Source organism: Salinicoccus sp. RF5 (assembly GCF_020786625.1).
Lineage (GTDB): Bacteria > Bacillota > Bacilli > Staphylococcales > Salinicoccaceae > Salinicoccus.
In genome coordinates this window covers 1,004,297-1,018,775 of record NZ_JAJGRC010000001.1, presented here as the reverse complement: position 1 = coordinate 1,018,775, position 14,479 = coordinate 1,004,297, and the positions used below count along the sequence as shown (strand labels likewise).

The following is a 14,479-nucleotide window of genomic DNA, read 5'->3' as shown; positions in this document are numbered from 1 at the left end:
AGGTGGAGGGAGGTCATCTGTTAATTCTTAACTCACCGTCGCGGACGGAACGATGGCAAGTTGGCGGTTTAACTCACCGTCGTGGACGAAACGATGGCAAGTTGGCGGGTTAACTCACCGTCGCGGACAGAACGATGGCAAGTTGGCGGTTTAACTCACCATCGCAGACGAAACGACGGCAAGTTAAGCCCCCACACTCCTACCACACCCCAACACCCACACACCACACAAAAACGCCCCGAAACCCAAATCTTTCCTCCCGGGTTTCGGGGCGCAACTCATTATTATTCCAGATATTCCACGATTTCGAGCTCTTCCGTATATGACTGCATATGATCGCTGACATCCTGATAGACGCCATCGGCGTCCTCGAGGCCATATTCGTCGGCATCGGCCAGCGGGATCAATTCGAAGTTGTCGTACTCCTCGCTGTGGACGTATGTCGGCATGAAGCGGACGCCTTCGACAGTGGTGTCACCTGTGCCCTGCTTGTGGTTCACATCGAATTCGATGATGCCGCCGAGCTTGGTGTCGAGATCCTGCTGGGCGCTGAAGAAGTTGGCGAGGGAGTAGGCGATGACGGTCTCTCCACCGTCCTCCCGTTCATAGATGTCGACCGGCTGCAGCACGTGCGGGTGGTGGCCGAGCACGATGTCCGCGCCGGCTTCTGCAATCTGTTCGAACTGCGCCACATGCTCATCGCGCGGATAGGGTTCATACTCGACGCCCTGGTGCATGCTGACGACCAGCATGTCGACCTCATCACGCAGTTCCTCCATATCGGAGAGGATCGTCTCCATGTCGATCAGGTTCACGAGGTGGTCCTCACCCTCGGGCACCGGGATGCCGTTCGTGCCGTAGGTGTAGGCGAGGAAGCCGACTTCGACGCCGTCGACCTCCATGATCCGCTTACGCTCTGCATCCTCAGGACTCGTGTTCGCCCCGACATATTCAATACTCTTCTCGTTCAGTATATCCGCCGTACGCTCGACACCTTCCGTGCTCCGGTCAAGCGTGTGGTTGTTCGCGAACGACACGATGTCCGCATCGAAATACTCGAGGAGGTCCGCCGCCTCAAGCGGGGCATTGAACATCGGGTAGCCGCTCAGCCGCAAGTCCTCCCCGCCGATCGGCGTCTCCTGGTTCATGAATACGAGATCCTGCTTCTGGAGATACGGTGCCACCTCATCGACGCGGGAGATGAAATCATAGCCCGATTCCGTCTCCACATCCTCGTACAGGTGGTCGTGGATCAGCACATCCCCCGTCGCCGCGAAGCTGAACGACGTCTGGAAGTGCGTATTGATCACATTATGTATCGTCTCCCCGGATACTTGCGTGAGCTCCTTGTCATATGTCTCATAGTCCGCCACCTCGCCATTGCCGAACGGCAGGCTCAGCAGTACGAACATCATTATTTTCATCATATATAAACACCCCATTGGAATTGGACTTCAGCGATAGCGCTTACCTCCATTCTACCGTTTAATCCCCGGCTTGCCTACCAATTGCACGAGACCTTTCGGGAAAATGAAAAACCCGTTTCCATCTGCATAGGGAAACGGGCGTATAAGTAGTCGCGGGCGGGGCCAGGGTCAGCTCCGCGCTGTCCGCCAGTTGATGGAGAACAGCACGCCATAGTAGACGAACAGGAGGACGAAGATCAGACCGCTCGCCATGAGGGTGGCGGTCACCGTGCCGAAGATGTCGGCGATGAGCCCGCCGAGCGCCGGGCCGATCATGGCGCCGATGCCCTGGACGGAACTGATGACGCCCCATGACTCCTCCTTCTGGCTGTCGGCGATCGTGCCGGCGAGGTATTTATTCCATGCCGGCAGCATGATGCCATAGGCGAGGCCGATGAAGCTTGCGATGGCGAAGATGAGCCATACGGTCTCAAGCGTGCTGAACCAGATGACACCGGCAGCATAGACGAAGAATCCGCCGGTGATCATAGTGCGCGTGAAGCGTTCGGTATGGATGTCGAGTGCCCGGCTCAGCACCGTCATGCCGAAGCCGACGATGCCGAATACGAGCAGGATGAAGAAGGTATATTCGAAATAGTTGAGCTCGAGCAGCGTCGTGATGTATGTCGGCAGGACCGGCAGCAGCATCCCGACACCGAGTCCCTGCAGCATGATGCCCGGCATGTTCTTCATATGGTGGCGGAGGATATCCCACGTCTCGCGGAGCGGAAGGCGCTGTTTGCGCCGGCTCGCCGTCTGTCCTTCCCGGGTTTTCACCTTGTAGTCGCCCGGCATGACGAGGAAGACGATGAAGTTGATCAGGAACACCCCGGCCATCGCATAGACGGCACCGGCATCGAAGATGCCGATCAGGAAGTTCATGACGACCATGCCGGCACCGAGCCCCGCAAGCCATGCGAAGAAGATGAGGCCCATCTCGCGGCCACGGTTCTCATCCTTCACGTTCGACAGTGCGATGATCCATATCGGACACACGCTGATGCCGAGCAGGCATGCTGCGATCAGCAGCACGTAGAAGCTCTGGTCGAACATGACGGTGACCATGGCACCGACGCCGACGACATATGACAGGAACATCGTCCACCAGGCGCCGATCTTGCGCATCAGGAAGCCGAGCCAGATGTTCGTCACGGCATCGAATACATAGTGCATCGTGATGACGATGGCCGACAGGCTGAGCGAAATGATGCCGATGGTCGGCAGGGCGGGCAGGTAACTTAATATGAACATCCCCCGGACGATTTCAGTCAGGAAAAGGATGAAAGCAAGTTTCCAGAATCTTTTCTTATGATCATTGGTTGCCATTGTGTCACCTTTTTAGAAGATTATTTGATGGGTGGAGCATATTTTACCACCCAGTATATCATTGTTTGATGATACTGGGGGCGGTTCCATCTGTCAATTCCTACTATTAAACACCACGCTTCTATTGTATAATATAAAAGTTGAAAGGTGGCAGGAAACATGAATTCGAAGACTCTGATTTCCCTTCTGAAAATAAAAGAGGCCTATGGGGATTTCCCGGAAACCGTGACAAATATAACGATGGATTCCCGTGAAGTGGACGAAGGTTCCGTGTTCGTCGCGATCAGGGGCTACCAGGTGGACGGGTTTGACTTCATTCCACAGGCCATCCGGTCCGGCTGCCGGTTCATCGTCACAGACCGTCATGTTGAGCTGCCGGAAGGTGCCGGACTGCTCATCGTCAAGGATCCGGAAAAGGTGGCGGCGCTGTTTGCGGAGTACATCTATGATTTCCCGCATGAGACCCAGACGATGATCGGGGTCACCGGTACGAACGGCAAGACGACCGTGGCGACGATGATCCATAACCTGAGCCGGGCGCTCGGCAAGAACAGTGCCTATCTCGGGACGAACGGATTCATGCTCAATGAAGACCGCTACGGCAGCACGAATACCACGCCGGAGACGACGCGCCTGCACAAGCGCATCCAGGAGGCCCATGAGCGTGAGACCGAAGTGTTCACGATGGAAGTGTCCTCGCACGCGCTCGGCCTCGGACGCACATTCGGCATCGAATATGATATAACGATCTTCACCAATCTGACGCAGGACCACCTCGATTTCCACAATACGATGGATGAATACGGCTATACGAAGGGCCTCCTGTTCTCCCAGATGGGGCACAACATGAAGGACCGCAAATACATCGTCCTCAACCAGGACGACCCATGGAGTGCACGCTACAGCAAAATGACGCCGCACGAAGTGATCACCTACGGCATGACCCCGGAAGCGGATTTCCATCCGACGGACATCGAGGGGACGCTCGAAGGCTTCAATTTCACGCTCAATACGCCGGAAGGGGCCTTCCACGTCAATTCGCCGTACATCGGCCACTTCAATATACAGAACCTGATGTGCGCCATCATCAGTGAATGGCTGCAGGGGTACCGGCTCTCCCGCATCATCGGGGCCGTCGGCGACATGGCACCGGTCGAAGGGCGCCTTGAGGTGCTCGATAAGACACTGCCGATCGACATCATCATCGACTTCGCCCATACGCCGGACGCGCTCGACAAGATCATCGATACGATCGAACCCTTCGTCACCCAGCGCATGATCTTCCTCGTCGGCATGACGGGGGAACGCGATCTGTCGAAGGCCCGCGAGATGGGTCGCATCTCCACACGGGCGGACGTGGCGATCTTCACGCCGGACAACCCGGCCAATGACGACCCGCAGATGCTCGTCGATGCGCTCGCGGCAGGCGCTTCGCATGACAACTACCATTCCTTCACGGACCGCACAGAAGGCATCGAATACGCGATAGACATCGCAGAGCCCGGCGACACCGTGGTGCTCGCATGCAAGGGGCGCGAGCCGTACCAGATCATGGAGGACTATGTGAAGGTGCCGCACCGCGACGACCTGATCGCACTGGATCGGGCATACCGCAAATACCGGAGGGATGAATATGTTACAGATACAGACATCCATCAATGACGCCCGCATGCCGGTCTTCATTGTCCCGCACGAGGAACGGGGCACGTACATCGTCAGCATACCGGATATGAACTTCAGCCTGGAGTACAGCCAGGACTTAAGTGAAGCGGACCAGGCCGAGGAGATCGTCCTTCATCTGTTCAATGTGATGGATGAGGAAACATGCGAAGCAGTCGCACGTGACATTACACGCGCAACCTCTACAAAGTAAGGAGAAAATTATGGATTTCACTCATGAAATAGAAAAAAGAAAGACATTCGCCATCATCTCGCACCCGGATGCCGGGAAGACGACGCTGACGGAGAAGCTGCTGCTGTTCGGCGGCGCCATCCGCCAGGCAGGTACGGTCAAGGGGAAGAAGGGCGGCAAGTTCGCCACTTCAGACTGGATGAAGGTGGAGCAGGAGCGTGGCATCAGTGTCACGAGTTCCGTCATGCAGTTCGACTTCGACGGCTACAAGATCAACATCCTGGATACGCCGGGCCACGAGGACTTCTCGGAAGATACGTACCGCACACTGATGGCGGTCGACTCCGCCGTCATGGTCATCGATGCCGCAAAGGGCATCGAGCCGCAGACGCTGAAGCTCTTCAAAGTCTGCCGGATGCGCGGCATCCCGATCTTCACGTTCATCAACAAGCTCGACCGTGTCGGCAAGGAGCCGTTCGAACTGCTCGAGGAGATCGAGGAGACGCTAGAGATCGAAACGTATCCGATGACATGGCCGATCGGCATGGGGCCCTCCTTCTTCGGCATCATCAACCGCAAGGACCACACGATCAACCCGTACCGCGAAGAGGAGAAGCTTACGCTTGATGCGGACTATGCACTCAAGGAATCGCATCCGATCGCAGAAGACGAAGCGTTCCAGACCGCAATCGACGAGTTCATGCTCGTCGAGGAGGCGGGGGATGCCTTCGACCGCGACAAGATTGCGACGGGCGACTTGACACCGGTATTCTTCGGTTCGGCACTGTCCACATTCGGCATCGAGGAATTCCTCGACACGTATGTCGACTATGCACCGATGCCGACGCCAAGGCGCACGAAGGAGGAGTCGCAGGTGTCGCCGACGAATGAAGCCTTCAGCGGCTTCATCTTCAAGATCCAGGCCAACATGGATCCGCGTCACCGCGACCGCCTGGCGTTCATGCGCGTCGTCTCCGGCAAGTTCACGCGCGGCATGGACGTCACCCTGGCACGCACCGGCCGGAAGACGAAGGTCAGCCGTGCGACAATGTTCATGGCGGACGATACGGAGACCGTCAACGAGGCATACGCCGGCGACATCATCGGACTGTATGACACCGGCAACTTCCAGATCGGCGATACGCTTTATGATGGGCAGAAGGTGGATTTCGAGGATCTGCCGCAGTTCACTCCGGAGATATTCATGAAAGTATCCGCTAAGAACGTCATGAAGCAGAAGCACTTCTACAAGGGCATCGAACAGCTCGTGCAGGAGGGCGCCATCCAGTACTACAAGACGGTGCACACGAACCAGCCGATACTCGGCGCCGTCGGCCAGCTGCAGTTCGAAGTGTTCGAACACCGCATGAAGAACGAGTACAACACCGACGTCATCATGGAGCCGGTCGGCAAGAAGATTGCCCGCTGGGTGGAGAACGAGGATGCCATCACGGATGCGATGAGCACCTCGCGCTCGAACCTCGTGCTCGACCGCTATGACAACCAGGTCTTCCTGTTCGAGAACGAGTTCGCCATGCGTTGGTTCAGCGAGAAGTATCCCGAAATAAAACTTTATACGCTGCTGTAGCATCTGCACTTTACTTTGGACGGCACATCGTCTATATTTAGAATGTAATCACAGTGGACGTACACCTTTTCAGCGGAAAAGGGGAGTAACGAGTGGGGCGACCCACCAATGCATCGTCATGACGGATGAATCCCGGTGCATTGAGCAATACATCGTATTGTGTCGTGAGACCTTGACCGCATGCCTTTTTGGCATGCGATCAAGGTCTTTTTGCGTTCACATCAAATTTTAGGAGGAAATGTTATGGATTTTGCGATAATTTTGGAGTACGCATGGGTGCTCGTCGTCCTGATCGTGCTTGAGGGGCTGCTTGCTGCAGACAACGCGGTCGTGCTCGCCGTAATGGTCAAGCACCTGGATAGGAAACGCCGGAAGAAGGCGCTGTTCTACGGACTGCTCGGTGCATTCGTCTTCCGCATGATCGCCATACTGCTGCTCGTCTGGCTCGTCCAGTGGTGGTGGATGCAGGCACTCGGCGCACTCTACCTGTTCTACGTGTCGATCTCACACCTCTACAAGCTGTGGCAGGGCAACAAGGAGCCGGAGGAACCTACAGCCGGCACCGAAGGCATTGCGTTGGAAGCAGCGAAGGAAAAGAAGGGCAGCGGCTTCTGGTTTACGGTATTCAAGGTGGAGCTTGCGGATATCGCATTCGCCATCGATTCGATACTTGCAGCTGCAGCCATCGCACTTGCACTGCCTGAAGTCGGCGGCGACTTCTTCGGCGTCAATGCTGGACAGTACACCGTAATGCTCATCGGCGGACTGATCGGTGTCATCATCATGCGGTTCTTCGCCACATGGTTCGTCGAGCTGCTCAACAGGAAGCCGGGGCTCGAAGTCGCAGCCTTCATCATCGTCGGTTGGGTCGGCGTGAAGCTTGCCGTGCTTACGCTTGCGCATGATGCCATCGCAGTCGTTCCGCATGATTTCCCGCATTCCGGTACATGGAAGCTGATTTTCTGGGCAGTGATGGTGATCATCATCGCAGCAGGATGGTTCCTGAGCAAAGACCGGGGACATGGTGAAAAAGTGGAAAGCACTTATTAAAATCCCTATAATGGGGGGTATAAAAAGTTAGGAGGGGTCGCGTTTGGAAAGATCGAAGAAGCATATCATTCCAAAAGATAGATACCGCCGGAAGCGGAGGACGTTTTCGGGCGATGAGCCAGAGCGCAGGGACGGGCCGGACCAGGGACCGTCACAGCAGAACAATGTGACGGATGAACGGGAGTCCGTGTCACAGGCACCGCAGGATGAAGACATCGAAACCCAGGCAGCATCGAGTGATGCGGAAGAGGTGCCGGCGACGGCCAGGCGTCGTGAAAATGAACAGCCTCCGGAAACGGAGCGGGAATACGCTCCGGGCGAGGAAGGATACAGGGACCGGAGCGCACCAGCCAGCATGGGCGGCACTGCCGGCATGACCCCGGGCGCGGACGATGCGGACCGGCCTTCCGATGACGAGAGACACATCAATGATGGTAATGGCGGGAACGACGGCAACAGACGGCGCGGCTGCCTCGGCGGCTTCCTCCTGCCATTCATCGCAGGGCTTCTCGGCGCACTCGCCATGCTGCTCCTGTTCAACTTCCTGAACGATGACGGCAGCGGCGGCAACGGCGCGGAAGATGGCGCCGATACCGAAGAGGCCGCCGATCGGAGCGTCTCCGAAGAGAACGAGCAGGAGATGGAGGACATCAAGGGACAGCTCAAGGAAGAGAGCGGCAACTCCGATAAGGTCGTATCGGACACGACGGCCGCCATCCAGAAGGCGAAGCAGTCGGTCGTTTCGATCATCAACCTGCAAAGGATGGGCGAAGTAGTACCGGGTCTCCAGGAGGGGCCGGAAAGTGAACCCGAGGAAGCGGGTACCGGCTCCGGTGTCATCTATAAGCTGACTGAAGAGCATGCGTACATCGTCACGAACAACCACGTCGTGGAAGGTGCGACGGAGCTCCAGGTCAACCTTGAAAATGGCGACCAGCTGAGCGGTGAGATCATCGGCACCGACCTCTGGACGGACCTCGCGGTCGTACGCGTCGAACGCGGCAACATCGATGATGCCATAGACTTCGGCAACAGCGACCAGCTGCTCGTCGGTGAGACCGCCATCGCGATCGGTTCGCCGCTCGGCCAGGCATTCTCGGGCTCCGTATCCCGGGGCATCATCTCCGGACTTGACCGGAGCGTCCCCGTCGACATCGATACCGACGGCAACTACGACTGGGAGGCGAACGTCCTCCAGACCGATGCCGCCATCAACCCCGGCAACTCCGGCGGGGCACTGGTCGACCAGAACGGCGACCTGATCGGCATCAACTCCATGAAGATCAGCATGCCGACGGTCGAAGGCATCGGCTTCGCCATTCCGGTGAATGAAGTCGAGCAGATCGTCACACAGCTCGAGGAGAACGGCGAAGTGCAGCGGCCTTATCTCGGTGTGCTGCTCCAGGACCTCTATACGGTCCCTGCAGAAGTGCTGGTCAATGAGATGAATCTTCCGGATGACGTGAATTCCGGCGTCATCATCAGCAACGTCGAAGAGGGGACGCCTGCAGATGCGGCAGGACTCGAAGCGCTTGATGTCGTCGTATCGCTCGACGGCAACGAAGTGCAGAACATGATGGAACTCAGAAAGTACCTGTACTATGAAAAGGAACAGGGCGAAGAGATGCAGATAGAATACTACCGCGATGGACAGCTGCAGCAGACGACGGCGACATTGGAGTAGGAGAGGGGCACCGGCTGATGGCCGGTGCTTTTTATTATGCATGTAAGGGGGTGAAAGAGGGTACTGTAGAAGCAATTACAGAGCGTCTTGACACAGGTGTCCACCTGCGTGATAATGAAGTGTATTTTTGAATATATGATGCGAAATGAATGCATTTGAAAGAAGGGGTTGCAATGTTCAAGTGGCTGGAGCGCTTCCTGGATTCCCTCAGTCCACAACGCGGTATATTTCTGTACTATCTCATTGCATTGATGCTGGCGAGTGTACTGCTCAGCCTCCCTATATTCTACAGGGGGGAGAAGACGACGGAACTGATCGACATCATCTTCGTGGCCGCCTCCGCCCTGTCGGTGACGGGTCTGACGTCAATCAACATCGCCGAGACGTTCAACCTCGGGGGATATGTCGTCATCATGCTGATCATGAACCTCGGGGGTATCGGCATCATGGCGATGGGCACGATGGTATGGGTGCTCTTCGGCCGCCGCATCGGCCTCCGCGAACGCATGCAGATTGCAGTCGACAACAACCAGTACAAATTTTCCGGCGCAGTCAAGCTGGTGCTCGAAATCATCAAGGTGCTGCTGGTGATCGAAGCGGTGGGGGCGCTCATGTACGTGATCTACTTCTTCGTGGAGTCGAATGACCTGTACTATTCACTCATGAACGGAATCTTCCTCTCCGTATCCGCCACGACGAACGGCGGGATGGATCTGTTCGGCGATTCCCTGCTCGGGTTTGAAGAAGCCTACATACTGCAGGTGCCGGTGATGATCCAGATCATGCTCGGGGCCATCGGTTATCCGGTCCTGATCGAAGTGAGGAACTATTTGAGCAAGCACCACAAGAACTTCCGCTTCACCCTGTTCGCCAAGATCACGACGGTGACGTACGCGGGACTCTTCTTCATCGGCGCATTCTTCATCTTCATCATGGAATCGCAGAACTACTTCGCCCGCGATTCATGGTTCAAGACGATGATGAATAGCCTCTTCGCCTCCGCAACGACGCGGAGTGGGGGGCTGACGACCGTCGACCCGAGCCTGTTCAGTGATGCCACCCAGCTGATGATGAGCGCCCTCATGTTCATCGGGGCCTCGCCGAGTTCCGCCGGCGGCGGCATCCGGACGACGACGTTCGCCCTGCTCATCCTGTTCCTGGTCGCCTTCAGCCGCGGCCGCACGGACATCCGCATCTTCAACCGGGAGATCGCGAAGGAGGACCTGCACCGCGCATTCGCCGTCATCACGCTCGCGGTGTTCCTCGTCTTCAGCGGCATCATCTCCGTCGTCCTGTTCGAGGACAGCCGCTTCGACCTGATCGACGTCATCTTCGAAGTGACCAGCGCATTCGGAACATCCGGACTATCCACCGGCATCACCGACGAACTGTCGGCGCCGAGCAAGATCGTCGTCATGATATTCATGTTCATCGGCCGGATCGGGTTCATTTCATTCCTGTTCTCCATGGCCGGCCGCCAGAAGGAACTGCCGTACCACTTCCCTAAAGAACGCATCCTGATCGGTTAAGCATATCCTAATGAGAAAGGAGGGACCGCCATGCAGGAATTCTTCAGCGTCAGTCTCATCCTGACGCAGCACATCAACCGTCAGCTCGGTAAACAGCCCGGCGTCACCCTGTCCAAAGTCTCGAGGTACAAGCGTGGACTCTCTTTCGAGGAGAACAATCACATCCTCCTGTGCGACCTCGGCGGGACGCTCGGCATCGATATGGAGTACATCGCCCCGCGCAATCCGTCCATCACCAGCATGAACTACATGGGATACGACTTCGGCGTCTTCAACCATCAGGACATGTCGAACATCTCCCATCTGCGCCGGACGATGAGCTTCTCGAACTTCCCGTGGATGAACTGCAACATCACCCATCCGATGACGAAGGAACCGTTCTTCGGCGAGCCATATGAAATCTATGTCATCAACGGCATGAAGCTCGCGATCCTCGGCGGATATGCCGGCAGCTTCCTTCCCGAATCAGGGAAGAAGCGCCCGACACTCCACGTCTCATCACTCAGCGGATCAATCAAGCGCTGGCTCCGCTACATCTACGACACCGAAGATCCGGACTACGTCATCGTCTGCATCTCCGATGCCGATGACGAAATCAGCGCCATCATCAAAGATATGGAAGGCGTCGGCCTCCTCATCACCGGCAGCTGCGACGACGAGCCGGTCGAAGAGGACACACACGAAACCTTCACCGCGGCCGATGACCACAACATCCCGCGCTACCATCACCACCACACCGGCAAGATCATGCACGTCGAGCTCAACTTCAAGACCCGGACGACCACCTACGAATACTTGAGCCATTCCGTCTCACGCATCGACCAGTCCGTCTCCCAGCTCACGGAAGACCATCGCATGCTCGACCTCGTGCACTACCATCTATGAAAATGAAGATCAGCAGCTCCCTTTGATGGGGGCTGCTGATTTTTTGTGGGATGGCGGGGGGTGTGGGCGTTAACTTGCCATCGTTTTGGGCGCGACGGTGAGTTGGGGGGTTAACTCGCCATCGTTTTGCTTGCGACGGTGAGTTGGGGCGTTAACTTGCCATCGTTTTGGGCGCGACGGTGAGTTGGGGCGTTAACTTGCCATCGTTTCGCCTGCGACGGTGAGTTAGGGCGTTAACTTGCCATCGTTTTGGGCGCGACGGTGAGTTGGCGGGTTAACTTGCCATCGTTTCGCCTGCGACGGTGAGTTAGGGCGTTAACTTGCCATCGTTTTGGGCGCGACGGTGAGTTGGCGGGTTAACTTGCCATCGTTTCGCCTGCGACGGTGAGTTGACGGGTTAACTTGCCATCGCAGCACTTCCCACTGCGAATTAACCACCGCACCCCACACCACCACCCACCACCCGCATAAAAAACCACCCCCAGCACACTGCATAACGCAGCCACTGAGGGTGGTTTTCATCTCTATTTATAAAATCTATAAAAGAATCGATGGACGTCCTACATCCTTTAATCTGTAAAAATCATATATCAATATCGCCTCACAGCAATACCTATCATACATGCCCCTTTAAGAAAACTTGAATCCATCCCGATTGCCGGACGTCTCCATCGATTGCTAGAGAACTACTCTTCGATGATCTTGTATCTCTTGTGGTTGACGACCGTCTTTTCAAACATTTCGTGTTCGTCGAAATTATCATTGATCGTTACGTCGACAATGACGGAGTTTTCGTTCACTTTCTCAACTTTACCTTTCATGCCGTCAAACTCTACGATGTTTCCAACTTTCGCCGCTACTACTTCTACTTCCATGGAACATACCTCCACAACAATGATGTAAGACATTATACTACATTTTGAATATTTTTCAATCCATAGCTGCGTTATATGAAAAATAAAAGTAACCGCTTACACCATAATCCGTAAAAATGCCGGGTACAGCAGCTTCCAGCAAACATACGGCACCCGGTCCAATCCACACTATTATTCTGTACGTGTACTGCCGGATTCCACCGGCTGGCGGTCTGTTTCATGCGCATCAGACATGGAAGCATCATCCTCGAGCCTGGGCGCAGCATCATCAGCCACGGCTGCTTCGGCCCTGCTGCGCTTCTTCACCTTCTGGCTGCGCTGCTTCGGCTTCTCGCCTTCCGCGATGATCTTGCGTGCCTTCTTCACCTTCTTCTTATCCTTCTTGACCTGTTTATCAAGGTCGAACGGATGGTACATCTCCCGCTCGATCATATAGTCGGCGATGCGTGCATGCTGGTTCAACGCCTGTGACAGCTGGCGCTTCAGAATCTCCCGCACTTCCGGGGAAATGGTTTCCGTCAGTGCAACGGCATAGGCACGGACGGTGGCTTTGGACGAGACGAGCAGCTCCGTGGCGATGAGCTCATCCCGCTTCTTGCCAGCGTGATCCAAAATATCTTCGAATTCCATTGTTTGGCCTCCCTGGGTCCTGGTCTTGCATATCACTATCGGTCTGGTGACTCACAACTTGCATCCTGAGCTATGGCAGCAGTGCTTCTATTTCATCGATAGCCTTCTCGGAAACCTGCTTTTCCTTGCGCAGCAGCTTCCTCAGTTCCGGATCTTCGACGATGGATTCCATCATATGGGCTTTCAATAAAGTCGACCGGCGCAGCGTCGTCACTTCATGGAGCTCCAGCGTTTCGTGGACGCCGAGGTCAAGGTCGAGCTTGTCTTTTTTGGCCATGGTTTGCCTCCTCAATTCACTCTATGGCATTAGAATACCATGACTGGGGAAAATAGACACCATGGGACGCAATAGAAATAATATTCTAACAACTTGCACCGTCACGCCCCATCATACACCGCACGCAGCTTCTTCCGCGCCGACGCCCGCCAGTTCTTCACGCTCGACACGCTGAAGCCCGTAACCCCGGCAATTTCCCGCACACTGTACCCTTTCAATGTGTACGCGAGCCACAGCCACTCCTGCTCCCCGAGCAGCCCCCGCGCGCTTTCCAGTTCCATCATATGGAGGTTGTCCAAACGCCCGCCGACCGATTCCGCCAGCAGATCATCCGCCGTCACGCTCACCGCATTCGTATAGCGGGAGACCCTGCGTATCTCATCGATCAGCCGCTGATGGATCCGCGTGTAGACGAACTGGGATTCCGTCGCCCCCTTCGCCGCAATGTCATCGAAGGTCGACAGCGCATTGTACACCGCCATGCGGCCCACCTGCATGTAGTCATCCTGGTCATACTGTATGTTCAGACGCTTCATGATGCTGTAGATCATCGGTTCATAATCCTTTATCTTCTCGTTCATAGCTTCGTCCTGTGACGCATCGATGCCTCTTTTATTTCCGGATGACTGCATCTTATAATAAAATGCTCCCTGCGGCACATGTCCCCCGCCCCCAAAACAAACCCCTAATCAAAGTTAAGTTAACATTTATTTAAATATTGTTAATATTATGTTATGTAAAGTGAAGTTAGGGTATAATTGAGGCTGCAACTACATAAAGGGGTGAACCATGTTTACGACACCATCATTGAATCCGGGCGTCTGCTGCATCGAACCCGTCCGGCATGCAGAGTTCCTGTGCCAGGCGGTCTACCATGGCAGGGCGCCGGAGCCATCACACAAGCCGACAGAAGCACTGATCGACGAACTGCTCATCTACTATTACGGAACGAACCTCGCGGCACGGCGCGCCCATCTCAAGGCGGCGCATGCCATCCACCGCATGGGGCCGATCGTCATCGACGAGCGCATGCAGTTCGTCCTCTTTCCCGTTACGACAAGCCGCGCCCGCAATCCATTCTGGATCAACCTCCACCACTTCCTCATGTGTGCACCTGCAGGGGAGGGGATGACGGAAATCCACTTCAATCATGGTATGATTAAGCGGGTGGCGGCAGACTACAATTTCTGCGAAAAGCAGTACGAGAAGGCGCTCCGGGTTCTGGACCGCTCGACGAAGATCCGTGAGCAGAGCGCACTCTACATCACAAGGCACCAGAAGCACAGCCAAGAGGCGGATTTCTATAATTGATCGATT

Annotated in this window: 14 protein-coding genes; 8 read left to right on the top strand and 6 right to left on the bottom strand. The window is 55.7% G+C overall.

The window, feature by feature from the left end; translation table 11 throughout:
- Positions 1-284: 284 nt before the first annotated feature.
- Positions 285-1,427 (bottom strand): CapA family protein, encoded by a 1,143-nt coding sequence (locus LLU09_RS05310; protein WP_228310792.1) that lies wholly within the window; start codon positions 1,425-1,427, stop codon positions 285-287.
- A 168-nt stretch (positions 1,428-1,595) separates the two neighbouring features.
- Positions 1,596-2,792 carry an MFS transporter gene (locus LLU09_RS05305; RefSeq protein WP_228310791.1) on the bottom strand — a complete coding sequence of 399 codons (1,197 nt, stop codon included), beginning with the start codon at positions 2,790-2,792 and terminating at the stop codon, positions 1,596-1,598.
- A 159-nt stretch (positions 2,793-2,951) separates the two neighbouring features.
- On the opposite strand from LLU09_RS05305, the gene LLU09_RS05300 reads away from it, so the two are divergent.
- The 7 genes from LLU09_RS05300 (at position 2,952) to LLU09_RS05270 (ending at position 11,380) form a co-directional block, all read left to right on the top strand.
- Positions 2,952-4,454 (top strand): UDP-N-acetylmuramoyl-L-alanyl-D-glutamate--2,6-diaminopimelate ligase, encoded by a 1,503-nt coding sequence (locus tag LLU09_RS05300; RefSeq protein ID WP_228310790.1) that lies wholly within the window; start codon positions 2,952-2,954, stop codon positions 4,452-4,454.
- On the top strand, positions 4,426-4,665 hold the full coding sequence (locus LLU09_RS05295; protein WP_228310789.1) for a YueH family protein: 240 nt from the start codon (positions 4,426-4,428) through the stop codon (positions 4,663-4,665). Before LLU09_RS05300 ends, LLU09_RS05295 begins: the two co-directional genes overlap by 29 nt.
- Positions 4,666-4,675: 10 nt before the next feature.
- Positions 4,676-6,232: a peptide chain release factor 3 gene (locus LLU09_RS05290; RefSeq protein ID WP_228310788.1), complete on the top strand. Its 1,557-nt coding sequence runs from the start codon at positions 4,676-4,678 to the stop codon at positions 6,230-6,232.
- Positions 6,233-6,475: 243 nt separating this feature from the next.
- Positions 6,476-7,282, top strand: a complete 807-nt coding sequence (locus LLU09_RS05285) for a TerC family protein (protein ID WP_228310787.1) — start codon at positions 6,476-6,478, stop codon at positions 7,280-7,282.
- Positions 7,283-7,325: 43 nt separating this feature from the next.
- Positions 7,326-8,966 carry a S1C family serine protease gene (locus tag LLU09_RS05280; RefSeq protein WP_228310786.1) on the top strand — a complete coding sequence of 547 codons (1,641 nt, stop codon included), beginning with the start codon at positions 7,326-7,328 and terminating at the stop codon, positions 8,964-8,966.
- 173 nt (positions 8,967-9,139) lie between these two features.
- Positions 9,140-10,495 carry a TrkH family potassium uptake protein gene (locus LLU09_RS05275; protein WP_228311125.1) on the top strand — a complete coding sequence of 452 codons (1,356 nt, stop codon included), beginning with the start codon at positions 9,140-9,142 and terminating at the stop codon, positions 10,493-10,495.
- A 30-nt stretch (positions 10,496-10,525) separates the two neighbouring features.
- A complete protein-coding gene (locus LLU09_RS05270) occupies positions 10,526-11,380 on the top strand; it encodes a bifunctional UDP-sugar hydrolase/5'-nucleotidase (RefSeq protein WP_228310785.1) in 855 nt (284 codons plus the stop codon).
- 686 nt (positions 11,381-12,066) lie between these two features.
- Here the strand turns inward: LLU09_RS05270 and LLU09_RS05265 are convergent.
- The 4 genes from LLU09_RS05265 to LLU09_RS05250 form a co-directional block, all read right to left on the bottom strand.
- Positions 12,067-12,255 carry a YkvS family protein gene (locus LLU09_RS05265; RefSeq protein ID WP_228310784.1) on the bottom strand — a complete coding sequence of 63 codons (189 nt, stop codon included), beginning with the start codon at positions 12,253-12,255 and terminating at the stop codon, positions 12,067-12,069.
- 171 nt (positions 12,256-12,426) lie between these two features.
- Positions 12,427-12,885, bottom strand: a complete 459-nt coding sequence (locus LLU09_RS05260) for a spore coat protein (protein ID WP_228310783.1) — start codon at positions 12,883-12,885, stop codon at positions 12,427-12,429.
- A gap of 70 nt (positions 12,886-12,955) precedes the next feature.
- On the bottom strand, positions 12,956-13,162 hold the full coding sequence (locus LLU09_RS05255; RefSeq protein WP_031547879.1) for a hypothetical protein: 207 nt from the start codon (positions 13,160-13,162) through the stop codon (positions 12,956-12,958).
- A gap of 101 nt (positions 13,163-13,263) precedes the next feature.
- Positions 13,264-13,794, bottom strand: a complete 531-nt coding sequence (locus LLU09_RS05250; protein ID WP_228310782.1) for a sigma-70 family RNA polymerase sigma factor — start codon at positions 13,792-13,794, stop codon at positions 13,264-13,266.
- Positions 13,795-13,951: 157 nt separating this feature from the next.
- Here LLU09_RS05250 and LLU09_RS05245 point away from each other — a divergent pair, with 157 nt between their 5' ends.
- Complete coding sequence (locus LLU09_RS05245) at positions 13,952-14,473, top strand: competence protein ComK (protein WP_228310781.1); 522 nt, start codon at positions 13,952-13,954, stop codon at positions 14,471-14,473.
- The last annotated feature ends 6 nt before the right edge of the window (positions 14,474-14,479 follow it).

Coding starts and splice junctions, on each gene's coding strand:
- LLU09_RS05310 (WP_228310792.1), bottom strand. CDS start 1,427: ATGATGAAAATAATGATGTTCGTACTGCTGAGCCTGCCGTTCGGCAAT.
- LLU09_RS05305 (WP_228310791.1), bottom strand. CDS start 2,792: ATGGCAACCAATGATCATAAGAAAAGATTCTGGAAACTTGCTTTCATC.
- LLU09_RS05300 (WP_228310790.1), top strand. CDS start 2,952: ATGAATTCGAAGACTCTGATTTCCCTTCTGAAAATAAAAGAGGCCTAT.
- LLU09_RS05295 (WP_228310789.1), top strand. CDS start 4,426: ATGTTACAGATACAGACATCCATCAATGACGCCCGCATGCCGGTCTTC.
- LLU09_RS05290 (WP_228310788.1), top strand. CDS start 4,676: ATGGATTTCACTCATGAAATAGAAAAAAGAAAGACATTCGCCATCATC.
- LLU09_RS05285 (WP_228310787.1), top strand. CDS start 6,476: ATGGATTTTGCGATAATTTTGGAGTACGCATGGGTGCTCGTCGTCCTG.
- LLU09_RS05275 (WP_228311125.1), top strand. CDS start 9,140: ATGTTCAAGTGGCTGGAGCGCTTCCTGGATTCCCTCAGTCCACAACGC.
- LLU09_RS05270 (WP_228310785.1), top strand. CDS start 10,526: ATGCAGGAATTCTTCAGCGTCAGTCTCATCCTGACGCAGCACATCAAC.
- LLU09_RS05265 (WP_228310784.1), bottom strand. CDS start 12,255: ATGGAAGTAGAAGTAGTAGCGGCGAAAGTTGGAAACATCGTAGAGTTT.
- LLU09_RS05260 (WP_228310783.1), bottom strand. CDS start 12,885: ATGGAATTCGAAGATATTTTGGATCACGCTGGCAAGAAGCGGGATGAG.
- LLU09_RS05255 (WP_031547879.1), bottom strand. CDS start 13,162: ATGGCCAAAAAAGACAAGCTCGACCTTGACCTCGGCGTCCACGAAACG.
- LLU09_RS05250 (WP_228310782.1), bottom strand. CDS start 13,794: ATGCAGTCATCCGGAAATAAAAGAGGCATCGATGCGTCACAGGACGAA.
- LLU09_RS05245 (WP_228310781.1), top strand. CDS start 13,952: ATGTTTACGACACCATCATTGAATCCGGGCGTCTGCTGCATCGAACCC.